Here is a 14848-nt window from a genome sequence, read left to right on the forward strand (position 1 = left end):
GCACAGTGGCAAGTTCGGAAACAGTGAGACATGGAGGGGATAACGAGTGAAGCACCTAAAGAGGTTTGCGCTTGTCGGAGGCACCGCCGCTGCGGCAACACTGCTGACAGCCACGAATGCGTTCGCAACCTGGTCCAGCAGTATCGCCGGAGCCAGGCCGGGCTTCGCCTCCCGGGAATGGGGGGACCAGAGCTACACACAAATTCATTTCAATAGGTGCCACACCGGTGACTTTCCAGGCACAAAGAGTGTCGACGTTCAATTGGTTCGAGTGGACACTTTCCCGGATACTTACTACGACACAAAGCGTTTCACAGAATGCTTCACGCTGGGCGATGGCGACGAGACCAGCACGGGGGTTTGGACGGGCTTGCCAGCCGGTGACTACCAGTTCTATATCAAGATGATCAACAACTCGGATATCAGCAGTTCATGGGTGAGCGTTGAGAAGGTTACCGTGGACACGACCCAGGCAGACTAGCCCTAAATCCTACCCATAAAGCAGATGGGCGTCCGCGTTCCTCAAGGTGGAATCGGAGGCCCATCTCGGTTTCCTTCTTCATGCTTCATTGAATTAACATGTCGAATACGAGCTTAACCTTCAGTGCGATGCGTTTGTGCCTCCTGGACACGGAGTACCTGGCGCGCACAGAGCTTGTGGACAACTCTGTCCACAGAGACGCCACCTCCCTCGACGACCTCGTCACCAGCACATCGCCCTACTCGACCGCACTGTCGTGCCGAAACTAAAGCCCTGATCGAGACATCAGGCGAGCACTCCGCGAACTCATCGCTCTCCGGACAGCGGTTCAACGCATCGATCGGAGGCTCCATCAGCACGACATCCGGCTGCAAAGGCTAGAGGCCCCACGCCGGGACCAGCCTCTCGGCGGGGTCATCTCGTCCGCTGCCGCCATGAACGGCCGCGAGTTTGAGGAGCAAATCGCCGAACTGCTGGGTCGCGACGGCTGCACTAGCATCGTCGTCCAGTGAAAGCGATTCACGCCCCATCGCTCGATCACCAGCTCTGAGATCCAGAAGTTCGTCGGGACCGCAAAGATTCTCCACGACTCGGATGTGGCTTCTTGGTGACAACGTGCCCTTCAAGCGCGCTCTTGAACTCGCTTCCGAGAGCAGCATCACCGCCGTGCGCCGTGGGCTCCTGGAAGAGTGGAGCGCATGGAGGAGTGCTGAGCCGTCCACCTTCTCCACCCGCTCCAGTTGCCTCCACACGAAGTACCGGTACGCCGACGTTTACGGGGCGTGCAGCTCGTCAGTGTGATGTAGCGGCCCGGCTTCTTCCGGCGCGACTCATTCGGGACCGGAGCCAGGACCTTGACGTTGTACTCCGAGGTCCCGAGGAGAATCGCGTAGACCTTGTAGACGCACCAGTCATCCTTGGTCTCGAAGACGATCGAGTCGCCCTTCTCGATCCAGTGCCACAGAGCTCCGAACGCCACACAGCAGTTGGCCACGGTGGCCCGACAGCGAGCAATTCAAGTCCCACCCTTCTGCTTCAGCCAGCTGTCATCTCTAATGCTCAATCCATCTATTCCAAGCTTACGTATGAAATTCGACCGCATCTTCGTATTGATCTACTCGTTGAACTGCTGGGGTGGAGCATCGAGCCTCCGCCCAGAGGCGAATGACCGTCCTCGAGCAGGTGAACGAAGGGACAGAGTATGTTCAACGAAGTGGCTCTACTGGAGTCGAAAGCACTGCGCGACAGCGTGCTGGACCGCACCGACGTGCTCGACAGAGTGAAGGCGCTGTCGCTGTTGCCGGACGGGATGCATGTCACGACAGCGATGGTCGCGACCTACTTCGAGGTAGCCGAGACAGTCATCAACAACCTGCTCAGCCGCCACAGACAGGAGCTTGCAGCGAACGGACTGCGCGTCCTTCGCGGCCCTGAGCTGCGAGAATTTAAGGAACTCAACTTGAGTTCCTATCCCAGTGGTTATCCACAGCCCCGCTCCAGCCTGGCCCTCTGGCCGCGCAGGGCCGTCCTCAACGTCGCCATGCTTCTCCGCGACAGCGGTGTCGCCCGTCAGGTGCGTACGTACCTGCTCGACATGGAGTACCTGGTAGGCAGCCTCCCTGTGGACAACCTCCTCGCGGGAGAGGGAGCCCCTACAGACGAACCGGAGGCATCCCTCGACGACCACATCGACCAGCGCATCGCCCACGTACTCGGCCGTACCGTCGTGCCCATGTTCAATGCCCTGATCGAGACATCTGGCGAGCACCGCCGCGAACTCATCGCTCTGCGGACAGGGGTTCAGCGCATCGAACGAAGGCTCCAGCAACACCACATCCGGTTGCAGAGGCTGGAAGCACCACGACAGGACCGGCCCCTCGCCGGGATCATGGCTTCCATGGACGCCATGAACGGCAGGGAGTTCGAGGAGCAAGTCGCCAGTCTGCTGCGCCGCGACGGCTGTACCAACGTCGTGGTCAAAGGCGGCAGCAGAGACCGCGGCATCGACATCACCGGTCGTACGGCCAGCGGGCGACGCCTCGCCGTCCAGTGCAAGCGATTCGCGCCCCACATCTCGATCACTAGCCCAGAGGTCCAGAAGTTTGTCGGGGCGGCAAAGGTTCTGCACGACTCGGAGGTGGCCCTCTTTGTGGCAACGTGCCCCTTCACCCGAGATGCCTTGAACGTCGCTTTGGCGGGCGGCATCACAGCCGTGCACCGTGGGCTGCTTGAGGAGTGGAGTGCCGGGGCAGCACTGAACGTCCTGGGTTAATCACGACGGAACACAGATGAGCCCGAAGCCGCAAAGGCTGCTTGCGGCTTCGGGCCCAGTTCATCCTAGGCGTGACGGGCTGTCACGCTAACGCAGTTCCTCGGGCAACGTACGATCCGCATCCACCTTCTCCACCCGCTCCAACTCCCCCCACACGATGTACCGGTACGTCGAGGTGAACACGGGCGTGCACGTCGTCAGCGTGATGTAGCGGCCCGGCTTCTTCTTCCCCGACTCCTTCGGGACCGGGGCGAGGACCTTGACGTTGTACTTCGAAGTCTCCGGGAGGATCGCGTAGACCTTGTAGACGTACCAGTCGTCCTTGGTCTCGAAGACGATCGGGTCGCCCTTCTTGATCTTGTGGATGTTGTGGAACTTGGCGCCGTGTCCGTCACGGTGGGCGGCGAGGGAGAAGTTGCCGTTCTTGTCGCTGGTCGGGAGGGTCGCCTTGACGGGGTCGGTGTAGTAGCCGGCCACGCCGTCGTTCAGCAGCTTCGACGAGGTGCCCTTGCGGACCAGGATCTCGCCCTTCGTCATCGACGGGACGTGCAGGAAACCGATGCCGTTCTTGGTGTCCAACGCCCCGGGACCTCCGGGACCGGTGTTCGGCTGCTCCGCCCAGTTGTCACGGACCTTGTCGCCCTGCTTGTCCGCCGCACGGTCCGCGACGACGTTCGTCCACCACAGCGAGTAGACGACGAACAGGCCCAGCACCAGACCCGCCGTGATGAGGAGTTCGCCGAGGACACTGACCGCCATCGCGATCCGGCCCATGCGGCGGCGGCGCGGCGGCGCGGCGGTCGAGGACGAGGATGCGGGCGCGGGCTCCGGCGCTCCGGCGGTCCGCTCGTCCTGCTGGCCCTGTTCGGCCTGCTCGTCCTGTTCGCCCTGCTCGTCGTGCTGGTCACCGTGCTTCGTGGTCGCTGCCACTTCCATCTGCCCCGTCTATTCCAGGTACCGCATGCTCCTGCTGGACGAGCGTGTCCGCTCTCATTGGACGAGCGCGTCCGGTTTGCCCTTGCTGCGCGGCCGTTCCTCGACCATCTTGCCCCACACGATCATCCGGTACTTACTGGTGAACTCCGGCGTACACGTGGTGAGGGTGATATACCGGCCCGCCGTTGTGAAACCGGACCCCTTGGGGATCGGATCGAGAACACTGATGTTCGAGGGGGAGGTCACCGGCAGGATCGAGGCCATGTCGTAGACGTAGTACGTGTCCCGCGTCTCGACCACGATCGGATCGCCCGGCTTGAGACGGTTGATGTACCGGAACGGCTCGCCGTGCGTGTTGCGGTGTCCCGCGACGCCGAAGTTGCCCTTCTTGTCCTCGGGCATCGCCGTCTTGATGCTGTCCTCGTCGTAGTGCCCGACCATGCCGCGGTCCAGCACCTTCGACTTGCTGATGCCCTCCGCGATCGGCACGACCACGTCCAGCTTCGGGATGTGCAGCATGGCGAAGCCCTGCCCGGGCTCGAAGGCCCCCGGCGCGCGCTTTCCGCTGGCCCACTCCTGCTGAAGGCTGTTCGCCTCCTGGCCCGCCTGCGCGTTCGCCAGGATGTTTGAGTACCACAGCTGGTACGTCACGAACAGCAGCATCAGCACACCGGTGGTGATGAACACCTCACCGATCGCCCGGCTCGCGACAACGCCCGCGCTGGGCTTGTTCGCCCGCGCCGCCCGGCGTGCCTCCACCCGCGACCGGGGTGCCGCTAAGGGCGTCCCGTCGGCCTTCTCGCCGTCCGGGGCACCGCGCCGGGCGCCATGCCGCCCCCCACGGGCGCCCGAGCCGCTCTGAGCCGCTCCAGCGCCCTTGTGGGCGCCGTGCGCGCCTCCCGAGCCCCCATGACGCCCCTGCCGCTTCGCGGCCTTCCTACGGGCCGCACGGCCACCGGGAGCGGAGGCGGGAGAGACGGGGGACGCACCGGCCGTGCCCGCCGCACCGGACACCGAGCCCGCCGCAGACGCCGAGCCCGCTGCGGATATCGCCTCGTCGGCCGCACGGGCCATGCGCCGCGCCTCGTCCACGCGCAGCGCCACCGTCTCCTCGTCGACCGGCAGCGGCCGGTACCCGGCCGTCCCCTCGTCGACCACCGGATGCTCGTGCCCGTAGGACGTCCCCACGCCGCCCGGCTCGTACGACGTCTGCGCCTGCGGCTGGGGCTGGGGCTGATGCTGGGGCTGCCTGTGACGCTGTCCGGGCCAGTCCTCGCTGTACTGGGAACGCGAAGCGGGAGCGCCCGGCAGGGGATCGGTCAGCGGGTCCGAGAGTCCCTCGACCGCCGCCTGGAAGGCCTCCGCTTGCAACGTCTCCGCTTGCAAGGCCTCCGCCTCGAACGCGTCGGCTCCCCCGTACGCGGCCTCGCCGCCGTAGGGGGAACTCTCGCGCTCGGGGCGCAGCGCCGTCACGCCGTGGCCCTGCCCACGACCGGCGCGAGCCCGGACGACCGCGCCACGGCCTCCCGGTCTCCGCATTCCGCCAGCCAGTTGGCGAGCATCCGGTGCCCATGCTCCGTCAGCACCGACTCGGGATGGAACTGCACGCCCTCGACCGGGAGTTCACGGTGCCTCAGCCCCATGATGATGCCGTCGTGCGTGCGCGCGGTGACCTCCAGCTCGGCCGGCACCGTCGCCGGCTCCGCGGCCAGCGAGTGGTACCGCGTGGCGGTGAAAGGGGACGGCAGACCGGCGAAGACACCCCTGCCCTCGTGCTCCACCAACGACGTCTTACCGTGCAGCAACTCGGGCGCGCGGTCCACGACACCGCCGTACGCCACCTGCATCGACTGCATCCCGAGACAGACCCCGAACACGGGCACCCCGGTCGCCGCGCAGTGCCGGACCATGTCGACGCAGACGCCCGCTTCCTCGGGCGTGCCCGGCCCGGGCGACAGCAGCACACCGTCGAACCCGTCCTGCGCGTGCGAGGTCGCCACCTCGTCGTTGCGCAGCACCTCGCACTCGGCGCCCAACTGGTACAGGTACTGGACCAGGTTGAAGACGAAGCTGTCGTAGTTGTCGACGACGAGAATCCGGGCGCTCACTGGTCGTTCACCGTCACATCGTTGAAGGGCAACAGGGGCTCGGCCCAGGGAAAGACGTACTGGAAAAGGACATAAACCACGACCAAGATCAGTACGACGGAAATCAACGCCCTGACCCATGCGTTCCCCGGCAGATGCCGCCAGATCCAGCCGTACATGCCGTCCCTTCCGTCACACCACGGCACAGACTCACGCCGTTTACGCCACCAGACTAACGGCGCAACGCCTCCGGTTTCCCAGCCTCCACAGGCTGTGTGGAATCCAGATGCGCCCACACAATCAGCCGATGACTGTGCCCCCACTCCGGTTCACAGGTGGTCAGCGTCAGATAGCGGCCCGAGCGGATGTACCCGGACTTACGGGGGACAGGATCGATCACCTCAACGTCCGTGGGCAGGGTTTTGTAGGGCCCTTTGTCGATCCGATACGTGAACCAGGTCGTCCCGTCCGTCAGGACCACCGCATCACCCACGCGCAGCCTGGGGAAGTCCTTGAAGGGATCACCGTAGGTGCGGCGATGGCCGGCCACGGCGAAGTTCCCCTTCTGTCCGAGCCGCGCCGTGTTCGCGTAGTGACCGAGTCCCTCCTTGAGGGTGTTCACCTCGGTGCCCTCCAGCACGGGCTTGTTCCACGTGAAACCAAGACGCGGGATGTACATCACCGCGAAGGGTTCGCCGTCCTGGTACGGCGCGGGTGCGGCCGGAGCAGCCGAGTTGCCGGGCCTCGTCGAGCCCTCAGAGCCCTCAGAGCCGTCAGAGCCCGCAGGCGCCGTCGGGGACTTCACATCCCCCTTCGCCCACTGCTCCTGAAGCTCGTCGATCTGACGGTCCATCGCACTGTCGGCCTTCACACCCGTCCAGAACAGCACATAGGCCACGAACAGCACGATCAGAGTGCCCACGGTGATGCACAGCTCGCTGACGCTCCTGACGATCACGCGCACCGGCACAGAGTCCCCCAGCGGCAGCTACTCCACGGGCTTCGCGTACTGCAGATCCACTGTGCCCGAGTAAGGGGGAAGAGTCACCGCCCCGTCCTCGGTGACTTTCCAGCCGAGCCCGTAGACGTTGACGTACACCATGTAGTTCTGGATCGCGGGGGAGACGCTGAGGGCCTTCTGCAGTTTCTGCGGGTCTCCGACCGCCTGGATCGTGTACGGAGGCGAGTAGACGCGCCCCTGGAGGATCAGGGTGTTCCCGACGCAGCGCACGGCGCTGGTGGAGATCAGCCGCTGGTCCATGACCTTGACGCCCTCGGCGCCGCCTTCCCACAGGGCGTTCACCACGGCCTGGAGGTCCTGCTGGTGGATGACCAGGAAGTCGGGCTGCGGCTCGGGGTAACCAGGCAGCTTGGCGGTGGCGTCCGGCGGGGCGTCGTTGAGGGTGACCGTGATGGCCTCACCCTTGAGCTTCTGGGTGCCCGCGTTCTTCTCCAGCGCCTTCAGCCGGGCGTCTTCCGCATCCGTGCGGCCGTCGTCACGCTCGGCCAGGGCCTCGATCTCGTCACGCAGGGCCCCGTTCGACTCGTCGAGCTGGCCGTTCTTACGGCTGCGTTCATGGATGAGGTCGGACAGCTTCAGCAGGGAGCTGTCCGTACGGATGTTGGTGCCCTTGGCCGTGTCGAAGCTCGTGAAGAAGATCAGCCCGGCCAGGGCGAACACGGCGACGGTCAGCACCCGCACCGGGGGAAAGCGGAGCGAACCGGACGGATCAGCCGGGACGGAACCCGTCGCGGGCGAGTCGCCCTGACCCGATCGGGGTGTGTCGGCGGAATTGCTCAACGTACCCTTATCTCCTTCGGCGCCGCGGAAGCACTACGCTAACGGACGCCCGGGGGAGCATTCAGTGTCCCCTTGTACGCTGCCCCGGAGCCCGCCCCAGTTCCCTGCGCGGCCACGCAGCGCATCGACAGGAGAGACCCTCGTGCCGAAGTCACGTATCCGCAAGAAGGCCGACTACACCCCGCCGCCCACCAAGCAGGCAGCGACCATCAAGCTGAACAACCGCGGCTGGGTCGCCCCCGTCATGCTGGCCATGTTCCTCATCGGCCTCGCCTGGATCGTCGTCTTCTACGTCACCGACGGCTCACTGCCCATCGACTCACTGGGCAACTGGAACATCGTGGTCGGCTTCGGCTTCATCGCGGCGGGATTCGGCGTCTCCACCCAGTGGAAGTAGGGCTCGGGGCACAGGTGACGTAGAGGTCGCCGCTCGCTGAACCCAGCTCCACCCCAGGATGTCCGATGAGTTATCCACAGACGTTATCCACATGGGGAAGCACATGGGGAAAAGAAAAGACGATCTGTGGATAACCCACCGGGCATGGACGCCGATACGACAGACACACCGCCACTCGTAAGCATGTTCGCCCCCTGTCCCACCTGCGAAAACACGGGTGAGCGACAGGGGGCACAGCTGTTCCCGCACGGTATGCACAAGATCCGCGACGGTCTGTGGACAACAGCGCCGAAGGCGGGCCGGGCGGCCCCCCTCAGGTGAGCTGAGCCGTCCTGACCAGCGTCGCGACCACCACGGCGGCCAGCACCAGGCCGCAGACGCCGTACTGGATCAGGGTGCGGCGTTCACGCGGCGCGTGGACCATCGCGTAGCCGATCCCGACACCGGCGACGAGGCCGCCGACGTGGGCCTCCCAGGAGATGTTGAACGCCGGGTTGAAGGTGAAGATCAGATTGATCACCAGCAGGGCGATGATCGGCCGCATGTCGTACCGGAGCCGGCGCATGAGGACCGCGGTCGCGCCGAAGAGTCCGAAGATGGCGCCCGAGGCACCGAGCGAGGGCTGGTTGGCGTCGGCGATCAGATAGGTGAGTGCGCTGCCCGCGAGGCCGGAGACCAGGTAGAGGGCGAGATAGCGGGCGCGGCCGAGGGCCGCCTCCAGGGGGCCGCCGATCCACCACAGGCTGAGCATGTTGAACAGGATGTGGACGTAGCCGCTGTGCAGGAACATCGACGTCAGCAGGCGGTACCACTGTCCGTCGGCGACTCCCTCGACCGAGCCGAGTTGTGGGACGTAGGCCAGGCCGATGAGGTCGAAGCGGTCGGTGAAGCGGGCCCCGAGGGAGAGCTGGACCAGGAAGATCAGGAGATTGATGCCGAGGAGGACTTTGGTGAGGAGCCGGGGGTCGGCGGTGACGGGACCGCCTGCCAGGGTGCGCGGCCGGGAGGCGCTCGGGGCGTGGCCCGTGCCGGAGCCGCCGCGGACGCATTCGGGGCACTGGAAACCCACGGAGGCGCTGACCATGCACTCCGGGCAGATGGGACGGTCGCAGCGGGTGCAGCGCACGCCGGTGCCGCGGTCCGGGTGCCGGTAGCAGCCGGGCAGGCTGTAGGTGTCCTGCGGGCCCGGGTCCTTGGGGCCCTGCGGGCCGCCCGGTGCCTGGTCCACCATGGGGTCCCCTCAATCTCCGTACGTCGGCACGCGGCGGGCGCGCATGAGTCCGTACACGCAACGTCGCGCCCCGCTCATCCTTACGGTTGAGCGGGGCGATTGGTTCCCTTCGGGCCGTGCGGGCCCTTTCGGGGTGCTGCGAGCGTTTTGGGTTCGGCTCCGCCGGGCGTCCGGGGTGAGCCCTGTCACCGGGTCTGCCCGGGCCAGCCCTGCCGGGTCCGTCCGGGGTCAGCCCTGCCGGGTCTCGACGACGACCGACTCGATGACGACGTCGTTGACCGGGCGGTCGGTGCGGGGGTTGGTCTGGGTGGTCGCGATGGCGTCGACGACCTTCTGGCTGGCGGTGTCGACGACCTCGCCGAAGATGGTGTGCTTGCGGTTCAGCCAGGCCGTCGGGGAAACGGTGATGAAGAACTGCGAGCCGTTGGTGCCCGGTCCGGCGTTGGCCATGGCCAGCAGGTAGGGCTTGTCGAAGGCGAGGTCCGGGTGGAACTCGTCCTCGAACTGGTAGCCGGGACCGCCGGTACCGTTGCCCAGCGGGTCACCGCCCTGGATCATGAATCCGCTGATCACCCGGTGGAAGACCGTGCCGTCGTAGAGCTTGTCCGTGGACTTCTGGCCGGTTGCCGGGTTGGTCCACTCACGCTCGCCCTGGGCGAGCTCGACGAAGTTCCGGACCGTCTTGGGCGCGTGGTTCGGCAGCAGCCGCACCTCGATGTCGCCTTGGTTGGTCTTCAGGGTGGCGTAAAGCTGCTCGGCCACGATCTGCCTTCCGTTGTCCTCTGTGACTCCCCTGATCCTCGCACGGACGGCGCCGCGCGTCGCCCGGCCGCCACATCCGAGCGAATATCAAGGGGTGGCGCTTGCGGTTCCGGGAGGTGGTACGCCCGGAACCCCTGGTGGTGCTCACGGAAAACCGGTCGAGTCACCCTGGGCGGGCGCGCGTCGCGGTGATCCGTGGCATTGTCGTCTATAAGCGGTTGTTTCCAGGTGTTCATCCGCTCTTGCATGTGTTCGTTTCGCGTGCCCCGTGACCCGTGTGTCCCGCACTCGTACCGAACCCGCACGGAACCCCCATGGACGTCTCACAGAACCCGTATCGGCTTCGGCACCGCCCCTGTACCGGCCTGGTGCCCGCCCCGCACGGTCCCGTTTGGACTCCGCCCCCACGCCCGGATGTGACCCGGATGCCCGTCCGCACATGCTCGGGAGCGGTTGGGAAGGCATGATCCGTAAAAGGGTGGAAAGTCGAATTACCGTACGCCACCGAGGAGGAGGATCCCGTGACCCGCAAAGACAGCGTGCGCGCAGCGGCCGAGTCGGCGAAGGACAGCGTGCGGCACGCCGCGGAAGTGGTGGCGCCCTACGCCGACACGGCCAAGGACAGGGCCGCGTACTACTCGCACGAGGCCCGTGTACGGCTCGCGCCCAGGGTGTCGCTAGCCGCCGAACAGGCCCGCCACCAGTACGGCGCCCATGTGGCCCCGCGCCTGGGGCAGGCCCGTTCGCATGTGCCGCCGAAGGTCGACTACGCGGCCCACGAGGCCGCTGTCCTGACTCGCAAGGCAGTCCGGCAGGCGGCCGGATACACCGTGCCGGCCGTGGAGCGGGCCGTGACCACGGCCCGGCCCGTCCGGGAGGCGGCCGCGTCCGGCAGTGTCGCGGCGCTGGCCGCGCTGCGCGGACAGGTCTCGCCCCGCCAGATCCAGAAGCTGGTCCGCCGGCAGCAACGGCGGGCCCGGGCCAGCCGGATCGCCAAGGGTATGGCCACGCTGGGTGCTCTCGTGGGCGGCGCCCTCGTCGCGTGGAAGTGGTGGGACAGGCAGGCCAACCCTGACTGGCTGGTCGAGCCCCCCGCCGCCACGGAAGTCCCTGACAGCAGTCACCTGGCCTCCGTCGACGGCAGCGGACAGTCGCCCCTTGACCCCGAGGTACAGGCCAAGGACGCCGAGGAGAAGCCGGCCGACAGGGACGACCGCCGCTGAGCCCACCGAGCGGGGCGGGCCGCTGAGCCCACCGAGACCGGATCCGGCCGCTGCCGCCCGCTGGCGGCAGCGGCCGGATCCGGTTGCTGCGCGCCTCGGCTCTTTCGCAGCGATTGCGATCGCGGGGAGGGCGGGCCATGGAGCCCGCCCTCCTGTGCACCTCGACCTCAACACTGAACCCTCAACAGCGCCGTGGGGCAGGACCCGAGAAGTTCCTGTCCCATGGCGCTGTTTCACGTGGAACGCCCCCTCAGCGGAATGCATCGATCCGATTGCGGAGAGTGGCGTTGCCGCATTTCCGCCGACGTCGTGGCGCAGAACACAGTTTTCGCGAATGCGCACGTCAGGACAGCCGACCCCACCTCACCTCGGCACCCATCCCGTCTCCCCTCCGCCGGCACGACTCGCGCTCGCGACGGGCCACCTGGACGACCGCGCATCCCCTGGCATCCACCGGACGCGGGGCAGGCGCAGAAAAAACCGGCCTGGTCGTCAAGCAGTGACGACCAGGCCGGTCATGTGGTGTGGAGCCTAGGGGAGTCGAACCCCTGACATCTGCCATGCAAAGACAGCGCTCTACCAACTGAGCTAAGGCCCCGGGAGGGCAGCACCCACCCGGAAGATTCCACCACCGGAAGGCGCCGCAGACCAGAGTACCGGGTCACCCCCGGGATCTCGCAAAAAGATTGGGGGTCCCCGTGAACGACCACTCTCCGTAAGATGCACGTCATGGTTCGCTAGAGCGAACCGCGGTATTTGGGGAAGCGATGGGGAGACGCAATGGACGCCGCACAGCAGGAAGCGACCGCAAGAGCCCGGGAGCTGCAGCGGAACTGGTACGGAGAGCCGTTGGGGGCGCTCTTCCGTAGGCTCATCGACGACCTGGGGCTCAACCAGGCGCGTCTGGCGGGGGTTCTGGGGCTGTCCGCGCCGATGCTGTCGCAGCTGATGAGCGGTCAGCGCGCCAAGATCGGCAACCCTGCGGTGGTCCAGCGGGTTCAGCTGCTGCAGGATCTTGCGGGGCAGGTCGCTGACGGCAGCGTGAGCGCCGCCGAGGCGACCGAGCGCATGGACGAGATCAAGAAGTCGCAGGGGGGCTCTGTGCTCAGTAACACCGCGCAGTCGACGACGAGTTCGGGGGCGCCCACGGTCAAGCGGGTGGTCCGCGAGATCCAGTCGCTGCTGCGCTCGGTGGCGGCCGCGGGAGACATCATCGAGGCGGCGGACACCCTCGCCCCGACCCACCCGGAACTGGCAGAGTTCCTCCGGGTGTACGGCGCCGGCCGCACCTCCGACGCGGTCACCCACTACCAGACTCACCAGAACTGAGCCCAACTCCCGGTCGTCGAAGGGTGGTCGGCGACCGGGAGGACGACCGGCGGAAAGTCGAGGGCAGAAACAGTGGACACTGTCGGGCGGAGCGGGATCCCGCACACGAGCAAGCAGCGGGAGCGGAAGCACGTAGCAGGTGCTGGGTGCCAGGTAGCACGTAGCAGGTGCCCGGTAGCACCTAGCAGGTGCCTGGTAGCAGGTAGCAGGTAGCAGGTAGCAAGAGAAGACAGCGGGTTCCCATGCGGCCCGGAATCCGGGAAGCCGAATAAGCCGCGCTACGGCAGGGAAGCCGAATAGGCGCGAGCACCCGAGCGGGCCGAAGGGAGCCGTAGAGCTCGCCTGGGAACCAGCCGAGGGGGGAGCCGAAGGGGGAGCGACGCACAGCCATGGGTGAGGTCTTCGCCGGCCGCTACGAACTGGTCGACCCGATCGGGCGCGGAGGGGTCGGCGCCGTCTGGCGCGCCTGGGACCACCGCCGGCGCCGCTATGTGGCGGCCAAGGTCCTGCAGCAGCGCGACGCGCACTCCCTGCTGCGCTTCGTCCGGGAACAGGCCCTGCGGATCGATCACCCCCATGTGCTCGCGCCCACCAGCTGGGCCGCCGACGACGACCAGGTCCTGTTCACCATGGAACTGGTCACCGGAGGCTCACTGGTCAACCTCGTCAACGACTACGGCCCACTGCCGCCCGCCTTCGTCTGCGCCCTCCTCGACCAGCTCCTCTCCGGGCTCGCCGCAGTGCACGCGGAGGACGTCGTGCACCGCGACATCAAGCCCGCCAACGTTCTGCTGGAGGCCACCGGCACGGCCCGGCCGCACCTGCGCCTCTCCGACTTCGGCATCGCCATGCGCCTGGGCGAGCCCCGGCTGACCGAGACCGACTACGTGGTGGGGACGCCCGGTTACTTCGCGCCCGAGCAGATGCTGGGCGCTGAGCCCGACTTCCCTGCCGACCTGTTCGCCGTGGGCCTGGTGGCTCTCTACCTCCTTGAGGGCGCCAAACCGGACGCCAAAGCAATCGTCGAGTACTTCACCGACAGGGGGACGCCAGGGCCTCCGAAGGGTGTTCCGGAGCCCCTCTGGCAGGTCGTGGCCACGCTTCTGCAGCCCGACCCGAACGCCCGCTTCCGCACGGCCACGGGCGCCCGCAAGGCTCTCGCCTCCGCCACCGAGCTCCTTCCGGAGCCCGGCCCCGACGACGAGCTGGTGGAGGTCTTCGACCAACTCGGTCCGCTTCCCGCGGGGTTCGAACCGAGCGGCCCCCTGAGGAGGGCATCGGGGCTGGACACGGGCGCCGGCCCGGCTACGGGCACTGGCACTGGCACTGGCACTGGCACGGACAGTGGCACCGGGACGCCATCCTGGCCCGTGGCCGGGTCCGGCAGCAGCAACCTGTTCTCGCCAACTCCCGAGCCGGGGGCGGGCGCTGACGCGCCACCTTCGCCGCCGGGGCCCGGTGGCATACCGTCGGGCGGCTCGGTTGTCACGCCGATGCCACCTCCTGAGCCACCGCCGGTCACGCCGGGCAATGACATGGGAGCCGCGCCGCCGCCTCCCTCCCCGGGCTCCATACCCCGTCGTCCGTCCACACCACCGCCCATGCCCAGGAGCGCACCGTCTCCAGCCGGATCAGGCGGTGAGCAGTGGGAGTACGCGGCGGGCACCGGGTCTGACGGGCGCCCGTTCGGACCCGGATACCCGGAATATTCGGAGAGCGCCCCGGGTGCCGTACAGCCAGGGTCCGCCCCCGCCGTACCGCCGCGCCCCGAGCGCGACCCGGAGCCCACGCAACCGTTCACGATGTCGGACACCGGCAGCTTTCATCTCCCGCCCCCGCAGGGCCAGGTGAGCACTGTTCCTGCCCAGACGCCGACGCGTGACGAGGAGCACCAGGCACCGCACCACCCGAATCAGCAGCCCGAGCAGCCCGAGCAGCCGCCCACTCCTCCCTCGCCGACCGCGCTGCCGAGCCAAGCCCCTCAAGGACCTTTCTACGCTCCGCACCATTCCGAACCCACGCATGTGCTCTCCCCCCAGCCGCACCCGCCCTTGAGTCACCTGGCCCCCGAGAACCCCTCGCAGGCGCCGACGACCGCGGTGCAGCAGCACGCTTACGTCTCTACTGGTTCATACACCGCTCGATCCCCGCAGGTTCCACGTCGGTCGAGAAGAATCTCGCGACGTCGTCCGGGCCCACCCGCCAAGGTGGCCGTCCCGGTCCTCCTGCTCGCGCTGGCCTGCTTCGCGGTGGGTTTCTGGGCCCTGGCCCAGCTCTGACCAGCGCATCCCCCGCCTGCGAGCTCGACTGCTGAGCTCGCTCTTTCCGC

General features: G+C 67.0%; 14 protein-coding genes, 1 tRNA gene and 1 pseudogene. 6 read left to right on the forward strand and 10 right to left on the reverse strand.

The window, feature by feature from the left end; genetic code table 11:
• The first annotated feature begins 46 nt into the window (after positions 1 to 46).
• Entirely contained in the window at positions 47 to 481 is a 435-nt protein-coding gene (locus IE262_RS28640; RefSeq protein WP_189877752.1) for a hypothetical protein, read from the forward strand.
• 716 nt (positions 482 to 1197) lie between these two features.
• Here the strand turns inward: IE262_RS28640 and IE262_RS28645 are convergent.
• Positions 1198 to 1451, reverse strand: a pseudogene (locus IE262_RS28645) (sortase domain-containing protein); the annotation flags it as partial.
• 231 nt (positions 1452 to 1682) lie between these two features.
• Between IE262_RS28645 and IE262_RS28650 the strand changes: the two are divergent.
• Complete coding sequence (locus IE262_RS28650) at positions 1683 to 2753, forward strand: restriction endonuclease (RefSeq protein ID WP_189877754.1); 1071 nt, start codon at positions 1683 to 1685, stop codon at positions 2751 to 2753.
• 87 nt (positions 2754 to 2840) lie between these two features.
• On the opposite strand, the gene IE262_RS28655 is transcribed toward IE262_RS28650, so the two are convergent.
• The 6 genes from IE262_RS28655 to IE262_RS28680 all read right to left on the reverse strand — a co-directional run bounded on the left by IE262_RS28655 (position 2841) and on the right by IE262_RS28680 (position 7577).
• Complete coding sequence (locus IE262_RS28655; RefSeq protein ID WP_229877566.1) at positions 2841 to 3527, reverse strand: class E sortase; 687 nt, start codon at positions 3525 to 3527, stop codon at positions 2841 to 2843.
• A 216-nt stretch (positions 3528 to 3743) separates the two neighbouring features.
• Complete coding sequence (locus IE262_RS28660; protein WP_229877552.1) at positions 3744 to 5162, reverse strand: class E sortase; 1419 nt, start codon at positions 5160 to 5162, stop codon at positions 3744 to 3746.
• Complete coding sequence (locus IE262_RS28665) at positions 5159 to 5797, reverse strand: aminodeoxychorismate/anthranilate synthase component II (RefSeq protein WP_134038248.1); 639 nt, start codon at positions 5795 to 5797, stop codon at positions 5159 to 5161. Before IE262_RS28665 ends, IE262_RS28660 begins: the two co-directional genes overlap by 4 nt.
• Entirely contained in the window at positions 5794 to 5955 is a 162-nt protein-coding gene (locus IE262_RS28670; RefSeq protein ID WP_134038245.1) for a hypothetical protein, read from the reverse strand. Before IE262_RS28670 ends, IE262_RS28665 begins: the two co-directional genes overlap by 4 nt.
• Positions 5956 to 6008: 53 nt before the next feature.
• Complete coding sequence (locus IE262_RS28675) at positions 6009 to 6740, reverse strand: class E sortase (RefSeq protein WP_189877760.1); 732 nt, start codon at positions 6738 to 6740, stop codon at positions 6009 to 6011.
• 24 nt (positions 6741 to 6764) lie between these two features.
• Complete coding sequence (locus tag IE262_RS28680; protein WP_189877763.1) at positions 6765 to 7577, reverse strand: DUF881 domain-containing protein; 813 nt, start codon at positions 7575 to 7577, stop codon at positions 6765 to 6767.
• Between the two features lie 142 nt (positions 7578 to 7719).
• Here IE262_RS28680 and crgA point away from each other — a divergent pair, with 142 nt between their 5' ends.
• Positions 7720 to 7974 carry a cell division protein CrgA gene (gene crgA, locus IE262_RS28685; RefSeq protein ID WP_134038239.1) on the forward strand — a complete coding sequence of 85 codons (255 nt, stop codon included), beginning with the start codon at positions 7720 to 7722 and terminating at the stop codon, positions 7972 to 7974.
• Between the two features lie 313 nt (positions 7975 to 8287).
• On the opposite strand, the gene IE262_RS28690 is transcribed toward crgA, so the two are convergent.
• Together IE262_RS28690 and IE262_RS28695 are read right to left on the reverse strand one after the other, a co-directional pair.
• Complete coding sequence (locus tag IE262_RS28690; protein ID WP_229877567.1) at positions 8288 to 9202, reverse strand: rhomboid family intramembrane serine protease; 915 nt, start codon at positions 9200 to 9202, stop codon at positions 8288 to 8290.
• 231 nt (positions 9203 to 9433) lie between these two features.
• The gene (locus IE262_RS28695; RefSeq protein WP_134038233.1) at positions 9434 to 9967 is read right to left on the reverse strand and encodes a peptidylprolyl isomerase; all 534 of its coding nucleotides are present in this window, start codon (positions 9965 to 9967) and stop codon (positions 9434 to 9436) included.
• Between the two features lie 521 nt (positions 9968 to 10488).
• On the opposite strand from IE262_RS28695, the gene IE262_RS28700 reads away from it, so the two are divergent.
• On the forward strand, positions 10489 to 11190 hold the full coding sequence (locus IE262_RS28700) for a DUF5324 family protein (protein ID WP_134038230.1): 702 nt from the start codon (positions 10489 to 10491) through the stop codon (positions 11188 to 11190).
• 525 nt (positions 11191 to 11715) lie between these two features.
• Here the strand turns inward: IE262_RS28700 and IE262_RS28705 are convergent.
• A tRNA-Ala gene (locus tag IE262_RS28705) sits at positions 11716 to 11788 on the reverse strand.
• Between the two features lie 182 nt (positions 11789 to 11970).
• Here IE262_RS28705 and IE262_RS28710 point away from each other — a divergent pair.
• Both IE262_RS28710 and IE262_RS28715 read left to right on the forward strand, forming a co-directional pair.
• Positions 11971 to 12519, forward strand: coding sequence for a helix-turn-helix domain-containing protein (locus tag IE262_RS28710; RefSeq protein WP_134038227.1), 549 nt, complete (start codon positions 11971 to 11973; stop codon positions 12517 to 12519).
• Positions 12520 to 12908: 389 nt separating this feature from the next.
• Positions 12909 to 14798: a serine/threonine-protein kinase gene (locus tag IE262_RS28715; RefSeq protein WP_189877765.1), complete on the forward strand. Its 1890-nt coding sequence runs from the start codon at positions 12909 to 12911 to the stop codon at positions 14796 to 14798.
• Positions 14799 to 14848 lie beyond the last annotated feature (50 nt).

It is taken from the genome of Streptomyces bluensis (assembly GCF_014650715.1).
Taxonomy (GTDB): Bacteria; Actinomycetota; Actinomycetes; order Streptomycetales; family Streptomycetaceae; genus Streptomyces; species Streptomyces bluensis.

Coding starts and splice junctions, on each gene's coding strand:
- IE262_RS28650 (WP_189877754.1), top strand. CDS start 1,683: ATGTTCAACGAAGTGGCTCTACTGGAGTCGAAAGCACTGCGCGACAGC.
- IE262_RS28655 (WP_229877566.1), bottom strand. CDS start 3,527: ATGGGCCGGATCGCGATGGCGGTCAGTGTCCTCGGCGAACTCCTCATC.
- IE262_RS28670 (WP_134038245.1), bottom strand. CDS start 5,955: ATGTACGGCTGGATCTGGCGGCATCTGCCGGGGAACGCATGGGTCAGG.
- IE262_RS28710 (WP_134038227.1), top strand. CDS start 11,971: ATGGACGCCGCACAGCAGGAAGCGACCGCAAGAGCCCGGGAGCTGCAG.
- IE262_RS28715 (WP_189877765.1), top strand. CDS start 12,909: ATGGGTGAGGTCTTCGCCGGCCGCTACGAACTGGTCGACCCGATCGGG.